This is a genomic window from Streptomyces murinus, assembly GCF_002154555.1.
Lineage (GTDB): Bacteria > Actinomycetota > Actinomycetes > Streptomycetales > Streptomycetaceae > Streptomyces > Streptomyces murinus.
This window is the reverse complement of record NZ_MUNF01000494.1, coordinates 1-14,045: the sequence shown is the minus strand read 5'-3', so window position 1 is coordinate 14,045 and position 14,045 is coordinate 1. Positions and strand designations below refer to the sequence as shown.

The window sequence follows — 14,045 nt, the reverse complement described above, 5'->3', positions numbered from 1 at the left end:
GAGACGATCCCCGTGGAGATATCCGGGGTGACCCGCTTCGTGCAGCGCTCCGAGGTACGGCATGTGGAGGCGTGCGGCGACTACGTGCGCCTGCACCTCGCGTCCGGGAGCTGTCTGCTGCGGGCCCCGCTGTCCAGCCTGGAGGAGCAGTGGCAGGACGCCGGATTCGTCCGGGTGCACCGCCGCTATCTCGTCGCCACCGGCCATATCGAGGAACTGCTCGCCGACTCCGGGCGGTTGTCGGTGCGGGTGGCGGGCACCGTGCTCCCGGTCAGCCGCCGCAGCAGCCGCCGGCTGCGCGAACTGATGCTGCCCGCGTCCGGCCTCGCGCGCGGCGGACGGGCCGCCCATGGGTGACCCGTCCCGGCGCGTGAGCGTCAGCCACCCCCGCACCCGTGCCGCCCGGCCCGGTCGGCGGGACGCGGCGGTGCGCGACGTACACGAGCAGACCCCGCTCGGCGAGGTGTACATGAAGGCGCTGATGCGCACCCAGCTGCGGCTGGGCCTGCTGGTCTGCGCCGCGGTCTGTCTGCCGCTGGCCGCCCTGCCGCTGCTGCTCGGGCGGGTACCGGTGCCGCACTGGGCGCGGTTGTGGGGCGCAGGGCTGCCCTGGCTGGTCCTGGGCCCGCCCGTCTACGCGCTGCTGGTCGCGGCCGGGATCTGCTACGTCCGCCGGGCCGAGCGCAACGAACGCGACTTCGACGAACACGTGCGCCGCTCATGAACGCCCGCCGGGAAACCTGTCCGCCGCTCACGAACACCCGCCGATGAACGCGCCCGCGAACCTGACGGCCGTCCTCCTCGTCGTCGCCGTGACCGTGGGCATCGGCGGCTACGGCCTGCGGTCCCGTTCCACCCCGGACTTCTACGTCGCCTCCCGCACCGTCTCACCGCTGCGCAACGCGGCCGCCGTGAGCGGCGAGTACGTCTCGGCCGCCTCCTACCTGGGCATCGCCGGGCTGCTGGCGACGTACGGCAGCACCATGCTCTGGTACGGCATCGGCTACACCGCCGGCTATCTGGTGCTGCTCGTCCTGGTGGCCGCCCCGCTGCGCCGCTCGGGGGCCTACACCGTCTCCGACTTCGCCGAGGCACGCCTCGGCTCGATGGCGGTGCGGCGGACCGCCACCGTGTTCGTCGTACTCATCGGACTGCTCTACCAGGTGCCCCAACTGGTGGGCGCGGGACTCGCGTTGCACACGGCACTGGGCGCGCCCGCCTGGTCGGGGACCGTGCTGGTGGCCGCCGTGGTGCTGGTGAGCGTGATCACCGGGGGGATGCGCAGCGTCACGCTCGTCCAGTCCGTGCAGTACTGGCTGAAGCTGACCGCACTCGCCGTCCCGGCGCTCGCGCTGCTGCTGGTCTGGCGCGGCGTCTGGCATCCGGCCGGCAGCCCCTCCCCCCTGCCTGTGGCGCACGCGGCGGGCGGGCACGACGGCGGGCAGGGGCTCTACGGCGTCTACTCGCTGATGGTGGCCCTCTTCCTCGGCACGATGGGCCTGCCGCACGTCACCGCCCGCTTCTACACCAACCCCGACGGCCGCGCGGCCCGCCGTACGACGGTGGGCGTCCTCGGCCTGCTCGGCGTCTTCTATCTGCTGCCCGAGGTGTACGGCGGTCTCGGCCGGCTCTACGCCCCGGGCCCGGCCGCGGCGGACCGGGCGGCGGACACCGAGGTACTGCTGCTGCCCGGGCGCCTGGTGCCGGGCACCACGGGCCAGTTACTGACGGCGCTGGTGGTCGCGGGCGCCTTCGCCGCATTCCTGTCGACCTGTTCGGGGCTGGCCCTGTCCGTGGCCGCCGTACTGTCGCAGGATCTGTTCGGCGGGGACGTACGGGGATTCCGCCGGGCCGCCGCGCCCGCCGTCCTGGTGCCCTGTGCGATCGCGCTGCTGCTGTCGGGGAGCGGTATGTCCGTCGCCCACGAGGTCGGCCTGATCTTCTCCGTCGCCGCCTCCACGTTCTGTCCGCTGCTGGTGCTGGGCATCTGGTGGCGGCGGCTGACCGCGGCCGGGGCCGTCGCCGGGATGCTGGTCGGCGGCGGGCTGTCCGCGGCGGCGCTGACCCTCACGTTGCTCGGGGTGGGCGGCACCGGCTGGGCGGGGGCCCTGCTCGCCGAACCCGCGGCCTGGAGCGTGCCGGCCGCCTTCCTGACCATGGTGGGCGGCTCCCTGCTCACGCCCGGCCGGGTGCCCGCGACGGCCTCCGTGATGCTGGCCCGGCTGCACCTTCCGGAGGCACTCGCTGCGGGCCCTGGCGACCGCTCGGCGGCGGACGGCGACCGTTCGTCCGCCGTCCCCGCCCGTTCGTCGCGCGACGGCCACCACTGATCGACAAGTCCCGTACGGGGGCTCCCCGGCGGGGCGGGTGTGCCGCACAGTAACCGACCAGAGAAAGGCACCGGCAAGGGACGGCCGGCCGCGCTTCCCGACCGGGAGCGGCAGCCGAACCCGCCCTGTCCGTCCGCGCACTCGCGCCCGGACCGAAACCCGCAGCCCGACGCGCACCGCCCCCGCGGTCCGCCGTGTCTGCGTCCGCACCGCCTCGCTCCCGGACCGCTGTCCGAGCCCTCTTCTACCCAAGGACCGCACCATGAACGACACCCAGACGCCCGCCGCCGACGAGCGGACCCCGGCGAGCCCCGCGGCCCGTACGCAGATCGCCGACCCCGGTCCCCTGGGCCTGGCGGCCTTCGCCCTCACCACCTTCGTGCTCTCCGTCTTCAACGCCGGTCTGATCAAGGACGGCGCGCTGGAGGCCGTGGTGCTGCCGCTCGCCCTCTGGTACGGCGGTATCGCCCAAGTGCTCGCCGGTATGTGGGAGTTCCGCAAGAACAACACCTTCGGCGCCGTGGCCTTCACCTCGTACGGCAGCTTCTGGCTCTCCTTCGCGGCCTACGTCCAGTTCGTCGCCCCGAAGCTCCCGGCGGCCCACGCCCACCAGGCCACCGGCCTGTTCCTGCTCGCCTGGGCCGTCTTCACCCTCTACATGACGATCGTCGCCACCCGGATCAACGGTGTCCTGCTCGCGGTGTTCACGGTGCTGTCGCTGACCTTCGTGCTGCTCGCCGCCGGAGCACTCGGGCAGAGCACTGGCGTCTCGCACGCCGGCGGCTGGGCGGGGCTGCTCACCGCGGTGCTGGCCTGGTACGGCTCGTTCGCCGGCGTGGCCAACGCCACCTGGAAGGACAAGTCCCTGCCGACCTGGCCGCTCGCGGGCTGAGTCCGCCACCGCCGCCCACCCGATCGACGACGACGGAGTCCTGATGAGTGACATGAGCCTGGCCAACCTGCTGAAGGAAGAACGCAGGTTCGCGCCCCCCGCCGACCTGGCCGCACACGCCAACGTCACGGCGGAGGCGTACGAGCAGGCCAGGGCTGACCGGCTCGGCTTCTGGGCCGCGCAGGCCCGCCGGCTGACCTGGGCCACAGAACCGACCGAGACGCTGGACTGGTCGAACCCCCCCTTCGCGAAGTGGTTCAAGGACGGCACCCTCAACGTCGCCCACAACTGCGTCGACCGGCACGTCGAGGCCGGCCACGGCGACCGCATCGCCATCCACTTCGAGGGCGAGCCCGGCGACAGCCGCGCCATCACCTACGCCGAACTCAAGGACGAGGTCTCCCGCGCCGCCAACGCCCTCCTCCACCTCGGCGTCCGCAAGGGCGACCGCGTCGCCGTCTACATGCCGATGATCCCCGAGACCGCCATCGCCATGCTCGCCTGCGCCCGCATCGGCGCCGCCCACTCCGTCGTCTTCGGCGGCTTCTCCGCCGACGCGCTCGCCACCCGCATCAAGGACGCCGACGCCAAGGTCGTCATCACCAGCGACGGCGGCTACCGCCGCGGCAAGCCCTCCGCCCTCAAACCCGCCGTCGACGAAGCCGCCGAAAAAGCCGGCACCGTCGAACACGTCCTCGTCGTGCGCCGCACCGGCCAGGACGTCGCCTGGAACGACACCCGCGACATCTGGTGGCACGACCTCGTCGCCGCCCAGCCCACCGAACACACCCCCGAGGCCTTCGACGCCGAACACCCCCTGTTCATCCTCTACACCTCCGGCACCACCGGAAAACCCAAGGGGATCCTGCACACCTCCGGCGGCTACCTCACCCAGACCGCCTACACCCACTGGGCCGTCTTCGACCTCAAACCCGAGACCGACGTCTTCTGGTGCACCGCCGACGTCGGCTGGGTCACCGGCCACTCCTACATCGTCTACGGCCCCCTCGCCAACGGCGCCACCCAGGTCATGTACGAAGGCACCCCCGACACCCCCCACCAGGGCCGCTTCTGGGAGATCATCCAGAAATACAAGGTCTCCCTCCTCTACACCGCCCCCACCGCCATCCGCACCTTCATGAAATGGGGAGACGACATCCCCGCCAAGTACGACCTCTCCAGCCTGCGCATCCTCGGCTCGGTCGGCGAACCCATCAACCCCGAAGCCTGGATCTGGTACCGCAAACACATCGGCGCCGACCGCACCCCGGTCGTGGACACCTGGTGGCAGACCGAGACCGGCGCCATGATGATCTCCCCCCTGCCCGGCGTCACCGAGGCCAAGCCCGGCTCCGCACAACGCCCCCTGCCCGGCATCAGCGCCACCGTCGTCGACGACGAGGCCCGTGAGGTCCCCGACGGCGCAGGCGGCTACCTCGTCCTCACGGAGCCGTGGCCCTCCATGCTGCGCACGATCTGGGGCGACGACCAGCGCTTCAAGGACACCTACTGGACCCGCTTCGAAGGCAAGTACTTCGCCGGCGACGGCGCCAAGAAGGACGACGACGGCGACATCTGGCTCCTCGGCCGCGTCGACGACGTCATGCTGGTGTCCGGCCACAACATCTCCACCACCGAGGTCGAATCCGCCCTCGTCTCCCACCCCGCCGTCGCCGAAGCAGCCGTCGTCGGAGCCGCCGACGAAACCACCGGCCAGGCCATCGTCGCCTTCGTCATCCTGCGCGGCACCGCCTCCGCCGACGACGAAACCCTCATCGGCACACTCCGCGACCACGTCGGCGCCACCCTCGGCCCCATCGCCAAACCCAAACGCATCCTCCCCGTCGCCGAACTCCCCAAGACCCGCTCCGGCAAAATCATGCGCCGCCTCCTGCGCGACGTCGCCGAGAACCGCCAACTCGGAGACGTCACCACCCTCACCGACTCCAGCGTCATGGACCTCATCCAGTCCAAACTCCCCACCACCCCCACCGAGGACTGATCTGACCCCGTACGACGGCATCCGCGTACCCCCTAGGGTCTTGGTGTGCCGACGTACAGCATTGGGCAGGCCGCGCGCCTGCTGGGGGTGAGTCCGGAGACCGTGCGCCGATGGGCGGACGGCGGAAGGTTGCCGATGGACCGGAACAGCTCGGGGAACCGGTCGGTCGACGGGGCCGGGCTGGCCCGGCTCGCGGCGGAGCGCGCGGCGGGTGACCTGCGCGGCGCCCCCGAGGACGCGCCGCCCACCTCCGTGCGCAACGCATTCACCGGCATCGTCACCGCCCTGGCCGTGGACGACGTGGCGGCCCGGGTGGAGGTCCAGTCCGGGCCGCACACGCTGGTCTCGCTCGTGACCCGCGAGGCCGTCGAGGAGTTGGGGCTCGCGGTCGGCGTCACGGTCACCGCGCGCGTGAAGTCGACGAATGTCCATGTCGATCGCCGGTGACGTCCAGGTCACTACGGCACAGCAGGGCGGCCCACAGGTCGAGACGGTCGGTGAGGCGGGACAGATCGCGGCCGGTGAGGCGCTCGATGCGGCCGACGCGGTAGTGGACGGTGTTGACGTGCAGATGCAGGGCCTCGGCGGTGCGGGCCCAGGAGCCGTCGCAGGCGAGGAAGGTCGTCAAGGTCTCCAGCAGCGGCGTGGCGGAGGTGCTGCGGATGTCGAGCAGTGGTCCGAGGACGGAGCGGGTGTACGCGGCGCGGACCGGTGCCGGAACACCGGTCAGCAGGGCCTCGAGGCTGGTGAGCGTCGTGGCGTCGGTGAGGAGTGACGCGTCCGGCGCGGTGCTGCGCGCGGAGGCCAGGGCATAGCGGGCCTCGGCCAGCGCCCTGGGCAGATCCTTGAGGCCCCTCGCCGGGGATCCGGTTCCGCCGTGCAGCGGCACGGTCCGCTCGCACGCGGCGACCCGCGGCCACACCGCGCCGATCCCGGAGGTCGTGACGGTCCCCGCGGTGGCTTCGGGCACGACGGCGAAGACGGTGCCGTCCGGCAGGCGCCCGACCGCCGCGCCCTCGATCCCCGCACCGGCGAGCACCTCCGCAAGCGCGCCCTCCGCCGGGCCCGCGCCCGGTGCGCAGGTGGCGGCGGCCAGCACCCGGTACGGCCCCTCGGCGGGCAGCCCGCAGGCCCGCAGCGCGCCCTCGACGCCGACCAAGTCGGCCTCGTCCGCGGCGAGCAGCGCCCCGAGTTCACCGGCCGCCCGGCGAGCGGTGGCCCGGAGCCGGGCCTGTGCCGCCTGGCTGCGGCCGAGGAGCGCGGCGACCTCGTGCAGCAGGCGGGGCGGTGCGGCGGCGGGGTCGGGCAGATGGAGGTACCAGCGCTCGTAGGGGGAAACGGCATCCGCGTCGACGGGGACCGTAACGCCACCGCTGTCCGCGAGGATCCGGGCGGCCTCGGGCGCGGGCAGGACGTCCGCGCCCGCGGTCGCCGCGACGGTACGGCCGGCGGCGGTGAGGACACGAGCGGCGGCCCCGTACGCGAGGTGGGCGAAGGCGGTCGCGACGATCTCCCGCGGACCGGCGTCCCGGGCCACGAGCCGGCTGAGGCGCCCGCGCACGTACTCCGGCAGCGCGTGGTGCCGGCTCAGTTCGCCCCACTGCTGGAGGTAGACCGTCTCGGTGACGGCCCGGAACATCACATGGGCCGGGACGCCGGCCACCGGGATGCTGTGCCGTGAGCACGCCTCGATCAGCTCGTCGGGGACCGAGCCATGGGTCTCCTCCCCCGCCAGCAGCACGGCGGCGTCGGCGTCCCGCAACGCGGAGACGAAACGCTCGGCCTTGGCCCGGCCGGCCTCCGGCGTCCACCACACCAGTCCGCTGAGCACGGCCTCGCCCGGCCGGACGAAGCGGGCGGGGTCCTCCAGATCGGTGACGGTCACCCCGTTGATCTCCCGCCGCAGCAGCGCGCCCTCGGCCCACAGCAGACGCAGGCCGAGAGACTCGTCCCCGAGGAGGTGTTCGACGTGCATATGTGCGCTGGCTCCCTGTGCGGCAGCCGAGCACGGGGCACGTGCCCGGCATCTCACATTCACCAGGTGAGTGCGAGTCATCGCATCGTAAATGCCAGACCAGACGGGCGGAATGCCTCTTGGTTGATCCTCCATGGATCGGCCCGGAAAAGTCCGCGTTTCCGTGTGGTGAACCAGTCGTCCGGGCCCTGGTCGGATTGCTTCACTGACGGCCATGGACCTGAACACGGTGGTCGAGGTGCAAGACGCCCGCGATCGCGCGCCCTGGCGGCCGGGCGACGCCTGGCTGGGTGGCGGCACGTATCTCTTCTCCGAGCCCCAGCCGCGGCTGCGGCGCCTGGTGGACCTGAGCCGGACCGGCTGGACACCGGTGGAACTACGCCCGGACGGCTCGCTGGAGATCGCCGCCACCTGCACCATCGCCCAGCTGTCCCGCTTCGGCAAGGAGCTGACGGACCGGGCGGCGCCGCTGTTCGAGCAGTGCTGCCGGGCCTTCCTGGCCTCCTTCAAGATCTGGAACATGGCCACCGTCGGCGGCAACCTCTGCAACGCTCTCCCGGCCGGGCCGATGATCTCCCTCACCACCGCGCTGGACGGCCGGTGCCTGCTGCTGGCCCAGGACGGCGCCCGCCGCCGGGTGCGCGTCGCCGACTTCGTCACCGGCGCGGGCCGCAAGGACCTCGCCGAGGGCGAGCTGCTGCGGTCCGTCACGCTGCCGGCCCGCGCCCTGTCCTGCCGTACGGCGTTCCGGCAGGCGTCGCTGTACGGGCTGGGCCGCTCCGGGGTGCTGGTCATCGGCGCGCTGGACCCGGTCGACGGCTCCTTCGCGATCACGGTCACCGCGTCGACCGTCCGGCCGGTGCGGCTCTGGTTCCCGCTGCCGCCGTCCGCCGGGGCGCTGCGGGCGGCCATCGGCTCGGCCGTCGCGGACGGCGAGTGGTTCGACGACATCCACGGGCTGCCCGAGTGGCGGCGCCATATGACCGTGCGGTTCGCGGAGGAGATCCGCGAGGAGGTGACCGGATGAACATCGAGGTCAATGGCCGCTCCCACGAGGAGGAGCCGCGCCCCGGCCAGTGTCTGCGCACCTATCTGCGCGAACGCGGCTGGTTCGGCGTGAAGAAGGGCTGCGACGCCGGGGACTGCGGTGCCTGCACGGTCCACGTCGACGGCGAGCCCGTCCACAGCTGCCTCTACCCGGCCTTCCGCGCCGACGGCCGATCGGTCACCACCGTGGAGGGCCTGGCCTCGCCGGACGGCGAACTCCACCCCGTACAGCGGAAGTTCCTCGACGCCCAGGGCTTCCAGTGCGGATTCTGCACCGCCGGATACCTGATGACCACGGCCGCTCTGGACGAGGACCAACTCGCCGACCTGCCCAGGGCGTTCAAGGGCAATCTGTGCCGCTGCACCGGCTACCGGGCCATCGAGGACGCCGTACGCGGGGTCGGGCACGTGGAGGCTCCCGGCGCGGGCGACTCCGTCGGCCGCAACCTGCCCGCCCCGGCGGGACCCCAGGTCGTCACCGGCACCGCCCGCTACACCTTCGACATCGACGTCCCCGGCCTGCTGCACATGAAGCTGCTGCGCTCCCCGCACGCCCACGCCCGCATCACCGCGATCGACGCGGCCGCCGCCCTGCGCGTCCCCGGCGTGCACGCCGTACTCACCCACGAGGACGCCCCTGGACGGCACTTCTCCACCGCCCGCCACGAACACCCCGAGGAGGACCCTGACGACACCCGCGTCCTCGACGACACCGTCCGGTACATCGGCCAGCGGGTCGCCGCCGTGGTGGCGGACAGCGAGGCCGCCGCCGAGGAGGGCTGCCGGCGGATCGAGGTCGCGTACGAGGTGCTGCCCGCCGTCCTCGATCCGGAGGAGGCGATGCGGCCGGGCGCCCCGGTCGTCCACGACAAGGACGCGGCGCGGGCCCGGATCGCCCGCCCCCGCGACAACGTGGTCGGCGAGGCGCACGGCGAGATCGGCGACATCGAGGCGGGCTTCGCCGCGGCCGACACCGTGTACGAGCAGACCTTCCGCACCCAGCGGGTGCAGCACGCCAGTCTGGAGACGCACGGCGCGGTGGCCTGGCTCGACGAGGACGACCGGCTGAACGTCCGGTCCAGCACCCAGACCCCGTTCCTGACCCGCCGCGCCCTGTGCGCCCTCTACGACCTCCCGCACGACAGGGTCCGGGTCGTCGCGGGCCGGGTCGGCGGTGGGTTCGGCGGCAAGCAGGAGATGCTCGTCGAGGACATCGTCGCGCTGGCGGTGCTGCGGCTGCGGCGTCCGGTGAAGCTGGAGTACACCCGTGCCGAGCAGTTCTACGGCGCCACCACCCGGCACCCCTTCACCATCGGCGTCAAAGTCGCGGCCCGGAGCGACGGCACCCTCACCGCGCTCCGGCTGAGGGTGGTCTCGAACACGGGCGCGTACGGCAATCACGGCCCGGCGGTGATGTTCCACGGCATCGGCGAGTCCACGGCCGTCTACCGCGCCCCGCACAAGAAGGTCGACGCCTACGCCGTCTACACGCACACCGTCCCGGCCGGCGCCTTCCGCGGCTACGGCCTCGGCCAGGTCATGTTCGCCGTCGAGTCCGCGCTGGACGAACTCGCCCGCCGACTCGGCCTGGACCCCATGGAGTTCAAGGCGCGCAACATCATCGGACCCGGCGAGCCGATGCGCACCCCGGGCGGCCACGAGGAGGACCTGCACATCGCCAGCTACGGCCTCGACCAGTGTCTGGGCATCGTCCGCCGGGCCCGGACGGAGCCCGGGGGCGATCCCGCGCCCGAGGGCTGGCTGGTCGGCGAGGGCGCGGCCCTCGCGATGATCGCCACGGGCCCGCCGGGCGGCCATATCGCCGACGCCCGCGCCACCCTGCTGCCGGACGGGGGCTTCGATCTCGCCGTCGGCACCGCGGAGTTCGGCAACGGCACCACCACCGTGCACCGGCAGATCGCGGCCGGGGAGCTGGCCACCACCGTCGAGCGGATCACCGTCCGGCAGTCCGACACGGACGTCGTACGCCATGACACCGGCGCCTTCGCCTCGACCGGTGTGGTGGTCGCGGGCAAGGCCACGCTGCGTGCCGCCCGCGCCCTCGCCGACATGCTCCTCGACTTCACCGCCGCCCATCTCCGCGTGCCGCGTGCCGCGTGTCGCCTGACGGAGGAGGCCGTGCTGCACCCGGGCGGGCGGCTGCCGCTCAAGGAGCTGTACGCGACCGCCCGCGCGGTCGGCGTCGAGTTCGCCGCGGACGGCCACTTCGGCGGCACCCCGCGCTCGGTCGCCTTCAACGCCCAGTGGTTCCGGCTGGCCGTGGACCCCGGCACGGGTGAGATCCGGATCCTGCGCAGTGTGCACGCGGCCGACGCGGGCAAGGTCATGAACCCGATGCAGTGCCGGGGCCAGGTGGAGGGCGGGGTCGCGCAGGCGCTCGGGGCCACGCTCTTCGAGAACGTCCGCGTCGACGGGCGCGGTGAGGTCGAGACGGCCGCGTTCCGCCGGTACCGGCTCCCCCAGTACGCCGATGTCCCGCGTACCGAGGTCCACTTCATGGAGACCGCGGACGCCATCGGCCCGCTCGGCGCCAAGTCCATGAGCGAGAGCCCCTTCAACCCGGTCGCCCCCGCCTTCGCCAACGCGCTGCGCGACGCGACCGGCGTCCGCTTCACCGAACTCCCGCTGACCCGCGACCGGGTGTGGCTCGCCCTGCACCGGGCCGGGGTGACGGGTCAGCCAAGGGTGAGCAGTTCCTCGTAGAAGCCGCCGAACTCCCGCTCCCGGTCGATGAGATGGATCTCCAGGATCCAGTGGCAGCGGCGTCCGGCTCTGTCCGTGCGCCGCAGCGAGGTCTCGTTCGCGGGGGTGATGTACGACTCCACGTCCGCGCCGTCGATCCGCTCGTGCGGGAACTCGCCCACGAGGTGCCCGGCGTGCCAGCCGCCCAGCTCCCACCCTGCCTCGGCAGCCAGCCGCCGCACCTCGGTGTACAGCTGCTCGCCGGTGATGTCCGGGTCTGCCTCGAAGCAGCGGCGGCCCGCGGCGAAGACCGTCGGCAGATCGTCCCGCAGTCGGTGCTTCACCGGGTCGTCGCCGAGGACGAAGGTCCGGCCGAAGTCGGCCTCGTACTCCTCGAAGATCGGCCCGAAGTCGGCGAACACGATGTCGTCCGTGCCGATCACCCGGTCCGGTGGGTTCTCCCGGTACGGCTTGAGCGTGTTCGGGCCGGAGCGGATGATCCGCTTGTGCCAGTGCCGGGTCGTGCCGAACAACTCGTTGGCCAGATCCCGGACGCGGTCGCTGACGGCCCGCTCCCCCTCCCCCGGTGCGATCAGCCCGCGCTCCTCGATCTCCGCGAAGAGCCGCTCGGCCTTCGCCTGGGCGTCCAGCAGTCGTGCCGAGCGCGTGGGTTCGTCATCCGTCATGGCGCCGAAGGTAACAGCCGGAGCGTGCGCGGCCGCGCCGGCCGGCTCGGGTCTCCCGCAGGTCACCGGCGATGCGCCCGCCGCTCCGTGCGCGCTGGCGGGCATCGAGAACGGCGAGCGCCTACGCTGCAAGGGACGTAGGACAACAGGACGAGATGACGAGAAAGGGCGCGGTCCGTGGCCGAATCGCCTTCCCCCGCGGCCGGTGTCTCCGGTCGCATTCCCCCCGGGCAACGGCATGTGCACGGCTGGCCGGTCTCGCACTACGGCCCCGTCCCCCGCTTCCGCCCCGAACGCTGGAACCTGCGCGTCTTCGGCGCCACCGCCTCCGGTGAGACGCATGAGTGGGCCTTCGACGGCCTCGCCGACCTCCCCCGTACCACCGTCGTCGCCGACCTGCACTGCGCGAGCGGCCCCACCTCCACCGACCACGAGTGGTACGGCATCCCCGCGGCAGCCGTCCTGGACCTGGTCCCGCCGGCGCCCGGGGTCAGGCACATCATGGCCTGGGCGGAGTACGGCTACTCCGCCAATATGCGCCTGAGCGACTTCACCTCGCCCGAGACCCTCATGGCCACCCACCACAACGGCGAGCCGCTCACCGCCGAACACGGCTTCCCCCTGCGCCTGGTCGTCCCCCATCTCTACGGCTACAAGAGCCCCAAGTGGCTGCGCGGCATCGAGTACCTGACCGCCGACCGGCGCGGCTTCTGGGAGGAACGCGGTTACCACAACATCGCCGACCCCTGGAAGCAGCAGCGCTACTCCTACCTGGAGGAGGACATCGAAGGACCGCACGGACCCGCTTCCTGACGGACCCGCTTCCCAGGACCGGCCCGACGGTTCCCCTCGTCGCCCACCGCTCAGGCGCCGTCGTGACCGCCCGCCCACACGGCGGGGATCCGCCCTGCCCAGGGAGCGGCCTCTTCCAGTTGTCCGGCGAGGCGGAAGAGGACGTCCTCGCGGCCGTAACCCGCGGCGAACTGGATGCCGATGGGCAGTCCGGTGTCCGGGTCCGTCTCCAGGGGGACGGACATGGCCGGGGTGCCCGCGATGTTGAACGCGGCGGTGAACGGCGAGCGGTGGAAGACCTGTTCGAGCCAGCCGAGCCCGTCGATGCCCTCTACGTCCTCGGCGTACGTGCCCAGGGGGACCGGCAGTTCGGGCAGGGTCGGGGTGAGCAGCAGGTCGTACTGCGTGAAGTAGCGGCCGATCGCGCGCGCCACGCTGTTGCGCATCGCGAGCGCGTCGACGAACTCGGCGCCGCTGACCCGCCGTCCGTAGACGTAACTGGCGAGCGTCTCGGGTTCGAGGGTGGTGAGGTCGACGGGCCGTTCGAAGGCGGTGGCGAAGCCGTCGATCCAGGTCACCAGATTGGTGCTCCACAGACGGGCGTTGGCCTGGACGAACTCCTCCCAGCCGATGCCCAGTTCTACCTGGACCTCCGCCACCCGATGCCCCAGGGACTCGGCGAGTCGCGCGGAGCGGAGTACGGCGTCGAGGACGGTGCCTTCGACGGCCCGGCCGCCCCAGGGCCGGGTGAGGAGACCGATCCGCAGGCTGCCCGGGGAACGGGTGATCTCCCGCGTGTACGGCCGCTCGGGCCGCGGGGCGGCGTAGGGGTCGCCGGCCTCGGGGCCGTGGACGAGGTCCAGCAGCGCGGCGCTGTCGCGCACCGAGCGACTGAGGAAGCCGTGCACGGCGAGCCCGTTGAAGACCTCGTCGGTGTCCGGCCCCATGGAGATCCGGCCACGGGTCGGCTTCAGCCCGAACAGACCGTTCGCGGCGGCGGGGACCCGGACGGAACCCGCCGCGTCGGTGGCATGCGCGATCGGGACGATGCCCGCGGCGACCGCCGCTCCCGAGCCGCCGCTGGAGCCGCCGGGGCTGCGGGTGGGGTCCCAGGGGTTACGGGTGGCGCCGTACAGGACGCCTTCCGTGGTGGTGCTGTACGCGAACTCCGGGGTCGCCGTGCGTCCGAGCGTCACCAGCCCGGCGCGGCGCAGGCGCGCCATGAGCGATGAGTCGGCCCCGGCGACGTTTCCGGCGGCGATCCGACTGCCCAGCTCCACCCGCTTGCCGGCCATCGCGACGGCGAGATCCTTGATCAGGAACGGCACGCCGGCCAGCGGCGTACTGCCCGCAGCCGGTATGTCCTGTGCGGGCCAGGTCTCCACGACCGCGTTGAGCTGCGGATTCACCACGTCGGACGCCGCCTGGGCGGTCGCGGCGAGTTCCGCGGCGGTCACCTGGCCGCGAGCCACCAGGTCGGCCAGGCCGACGCCGTCGTAGCGCACGTACTCGGAAAGCTTCATGTTCGTCCCTTCAGAGGAAACGGAGGATCGGAGAACCGGAGAACCGGTACCGATCAGTCCCGCACGATACCGGTCGGTATCGTGCGGGACTGATC

The 14,045-nt window shown here is 72.5% G+C and carries 12 protein-coding genes; 9 read left to right on the top strand and 3 right to left on the bottom strand.

Features of this window, described 5'->3' with window-relative positions; all coding sequences use genetic code 11:
- From CCN72_RS27605 to CCN72_RS27580, 6 genes are all read left to right on the top strand, one after another.
- The coding region (locus CCN72_RS27605; protein ID WP_143664217.1) for a LytR/AlgR family response regulator transcription factor at positions 1–357 on the top strand (357 nt) is incomplete at its 5' end.
- A gap of 13 nt (positions 358–370) precedes the next feature.
- Positions 371–724: a hypothetical protein gene (locus CCN72_RS38710; RefSeq protein ID WP_141720558.1), complete on the top strand. Its 354-nt coding sequence runs from the start codon at positions 371–373 to the stop codon at positions 722–724.
- 43 nt (positions 725–767) lie between these two features.
- A complete protein-coding gene (locus CCN72_RS27595; protein ID WP_086810544.1) occupies positions 768–2,330 on the top strand; it encodes a sodium/solute symporter in 1,563 nt (520 codons plus the stop codon).
- Positions 2,331–2,592: 262 nt separating this feature from the next.
- Positions 2,593–3,222 (top strand): acetate uptake transporter, encoded by a 630-nt coding sequence (locus tag CCN72_RS27590; RefSeq protein ID WP_086810542.1) that lies wholly within the window; start codon positions 2,593–2,595, stop codon positions 3,220–3,222.
- Positions 3,223–3,265: 43 nt separating this feature from the next.
- Positions 3,266–5,224: an acetate--CoA ligase gene (gene acs, locus CCN72_RS27585; RefSeq protein ID WP_086810540.1), complete on the top strand. Its 1,959-nt coding sequence runs from the start codon at positions 3,266–3,268 to the stop codon at positions 5,222–5,224.
- A 45-nt stretch (positions 5,225–5,269) separates the two neighbouring features.
- Entirely contained in the window at positions 5,270–5,671 is a 402-nt protein-coding gene (locus CCN72_RS27580) for a TOBE domain-containing protein (RefSeq protein ID WP_086810538.1), read from the top strand.
- On the opposite strand, the gene CCN72_RS27575 is transcribed toward CCN72_RS27580, so the two are convergent.
- Positions 5,625–7,199, bottom strand: a complete 1,575-nt coding sequence (locus CCN72_RS27575) for a PucR family transcriptional regulator (RefSeq protein ID WP_086810536.1) — start codon at positions 7,197–7,199, stop codon at positions 5,625–5,627. The two genes, CCN72_RS27580 and CCN72_RS27575, sit on opposite strands and share 47 nt — an antisense overlap.
- 214 nt (positions 7,200–7,413) lie before the next feature.
- On the opposite strand from CCN72_RS27575, the gene CCN72_RS27570 reads away from it, so the two are divergent.
- Both CCN72_RS27570 and CCN72_RS27565 read left to right on the top strand, forming a co-directional pair.
- Positions 7,414–8,226, top strand: a complete 813-nt coding sequence (locus tag CCN72_RS27570) for an FAD binding domain-containing protein (protein ID WP_086810534.1) — start codon at positions 7,414–7,416, stop codon at positions 8,224–8,226.
- Positions 8,223–10,970 carry a molybdopterin-dependent oxidoreductase gene (locus tag CCN72_RS27565; protein ID WP_086810532.1) on the top strand — a complete coding sequence of 916 codons (2,748 nt, stop codon included), beginning with the start codon at positions 8,223–8,225 and terminating at the stop codon, positions 10,968–10,970. The genes CCN72_RS27570 and CCN72_RS27565 overlap by 4 nt, the downstream gene beginning before the upstream one ends.
- Here CCN72_RS27565 and CCN72_RS27560 read toward each other — a convergent pair.
- Positions 10,943–11,635 (bottom strand): M24 family metallopeptidase, encoded by a 693-nt coding sequence (locus tag CCN72_RS27560; protein ID WP_086810530.1) that lies wholly within the window; start codon positions 11,633–11,635, stop codon positions 10,943–10,945. The two genes, CCN72_RS27565 and CCN72_RS27560, sit on opposite strands and share 28 nt — an antisense overlap.
- Before the next feature lie 177 nt (positions 11,636–11,812).
- On the opposite strand from CCN72_RS27560, the gene CCN72_RS27555 reads away from it, so the two are divergent.
- Positions 11,813–12,448, top strand: a complete 636-nt coding sequence (locus tag CCN72_RS27555) for a molybdopterin-dependent oxidoreductase (protein ID WP_086810528.1) — start codon at positions 11,813–11,815, stop codon at positions 12,446–12,448.
- Positions 12,449–12,498: 50 nt separating this feature from the next.
- On the opposite strand, the gene CCN72_RS27550 is transcribed toward CCN72_RS27555, so the two are convergent.
- Complete coding sequence (locus CCN72_RS27550) at positions 12,499–13,950, bottom strand: amidase (RefSeq protein ID WP_086810526.1); 1,452 nt, start codon at positions 13,948–13,950, stop codon at positions 12,499–12,501.
- Between the last annotated feature and the right edge of the window lie 95 nt (positions 13,951–14,045).

What these genes read in the sequence shown, in the direction of transcription:
- CCN72_RS27595 (WP_086810544.1), top strand. Translation starts at nt 768, where the DNA reads ATGAACGCGCCCGCGAACCTGACGGCCGTCCTCCTCGTCGTCGCCGTG.
- CCN72_RS27590 (WP_086810542.1), top strand. Translation starts at nt 2,593, where the DNA reads ATGAACGACACCCAGACGCCCGCCGCCGACGAGCGGACCCCGGCGAGC.
- acs (WP_086810540.1), top strand. Translation starts at nt 3,266, where the DNA reads ATGAGTGACATGAGCCTGGCCAACCTGCTGAAGGAAGAACGCAGGTTC.
- CCN72_RS27575 (WP_086810536.1), bottom strand. Translation starts at nt 7,199, where the DNA reads ATGCACGTCGAACACCTCCTCGGGGACGAGTCTCTCGGCCTGCGTCTG.
- CCN72_RS27570 (WP_086810534.1), top strand. Translation starts at nt 7,414, where the DNA reads ATGGACCTGAACACGGTGGTCGAGGTGCAAGACGCCCGCGATCGCGCG.
- CCN72_RS27565 (WP_086810532.1), top strand. Translation starts at nt 8,223, where the DNA reads ATGAACATCGAGGTCAATGGCCGCTCCCACGAGGAGGAGCCGCGCCCC.
- CCN72_RS27560 (WP_086810530.1), bottom strand. Translation starts at nt 11,635, where the DNA reads ATGACGGATGACGAACCCACGCGCTCGGCACGACTGCTGGACGCCCAG.
- CCN72_RS27550 (WP_086810526.1), bottom strand. Translation starts at nt 13,950, where the DNA reads ATGAAGCTTTCCGAGTACGTGCGCTACGACGGCGTCGGCCTGGCCGAC.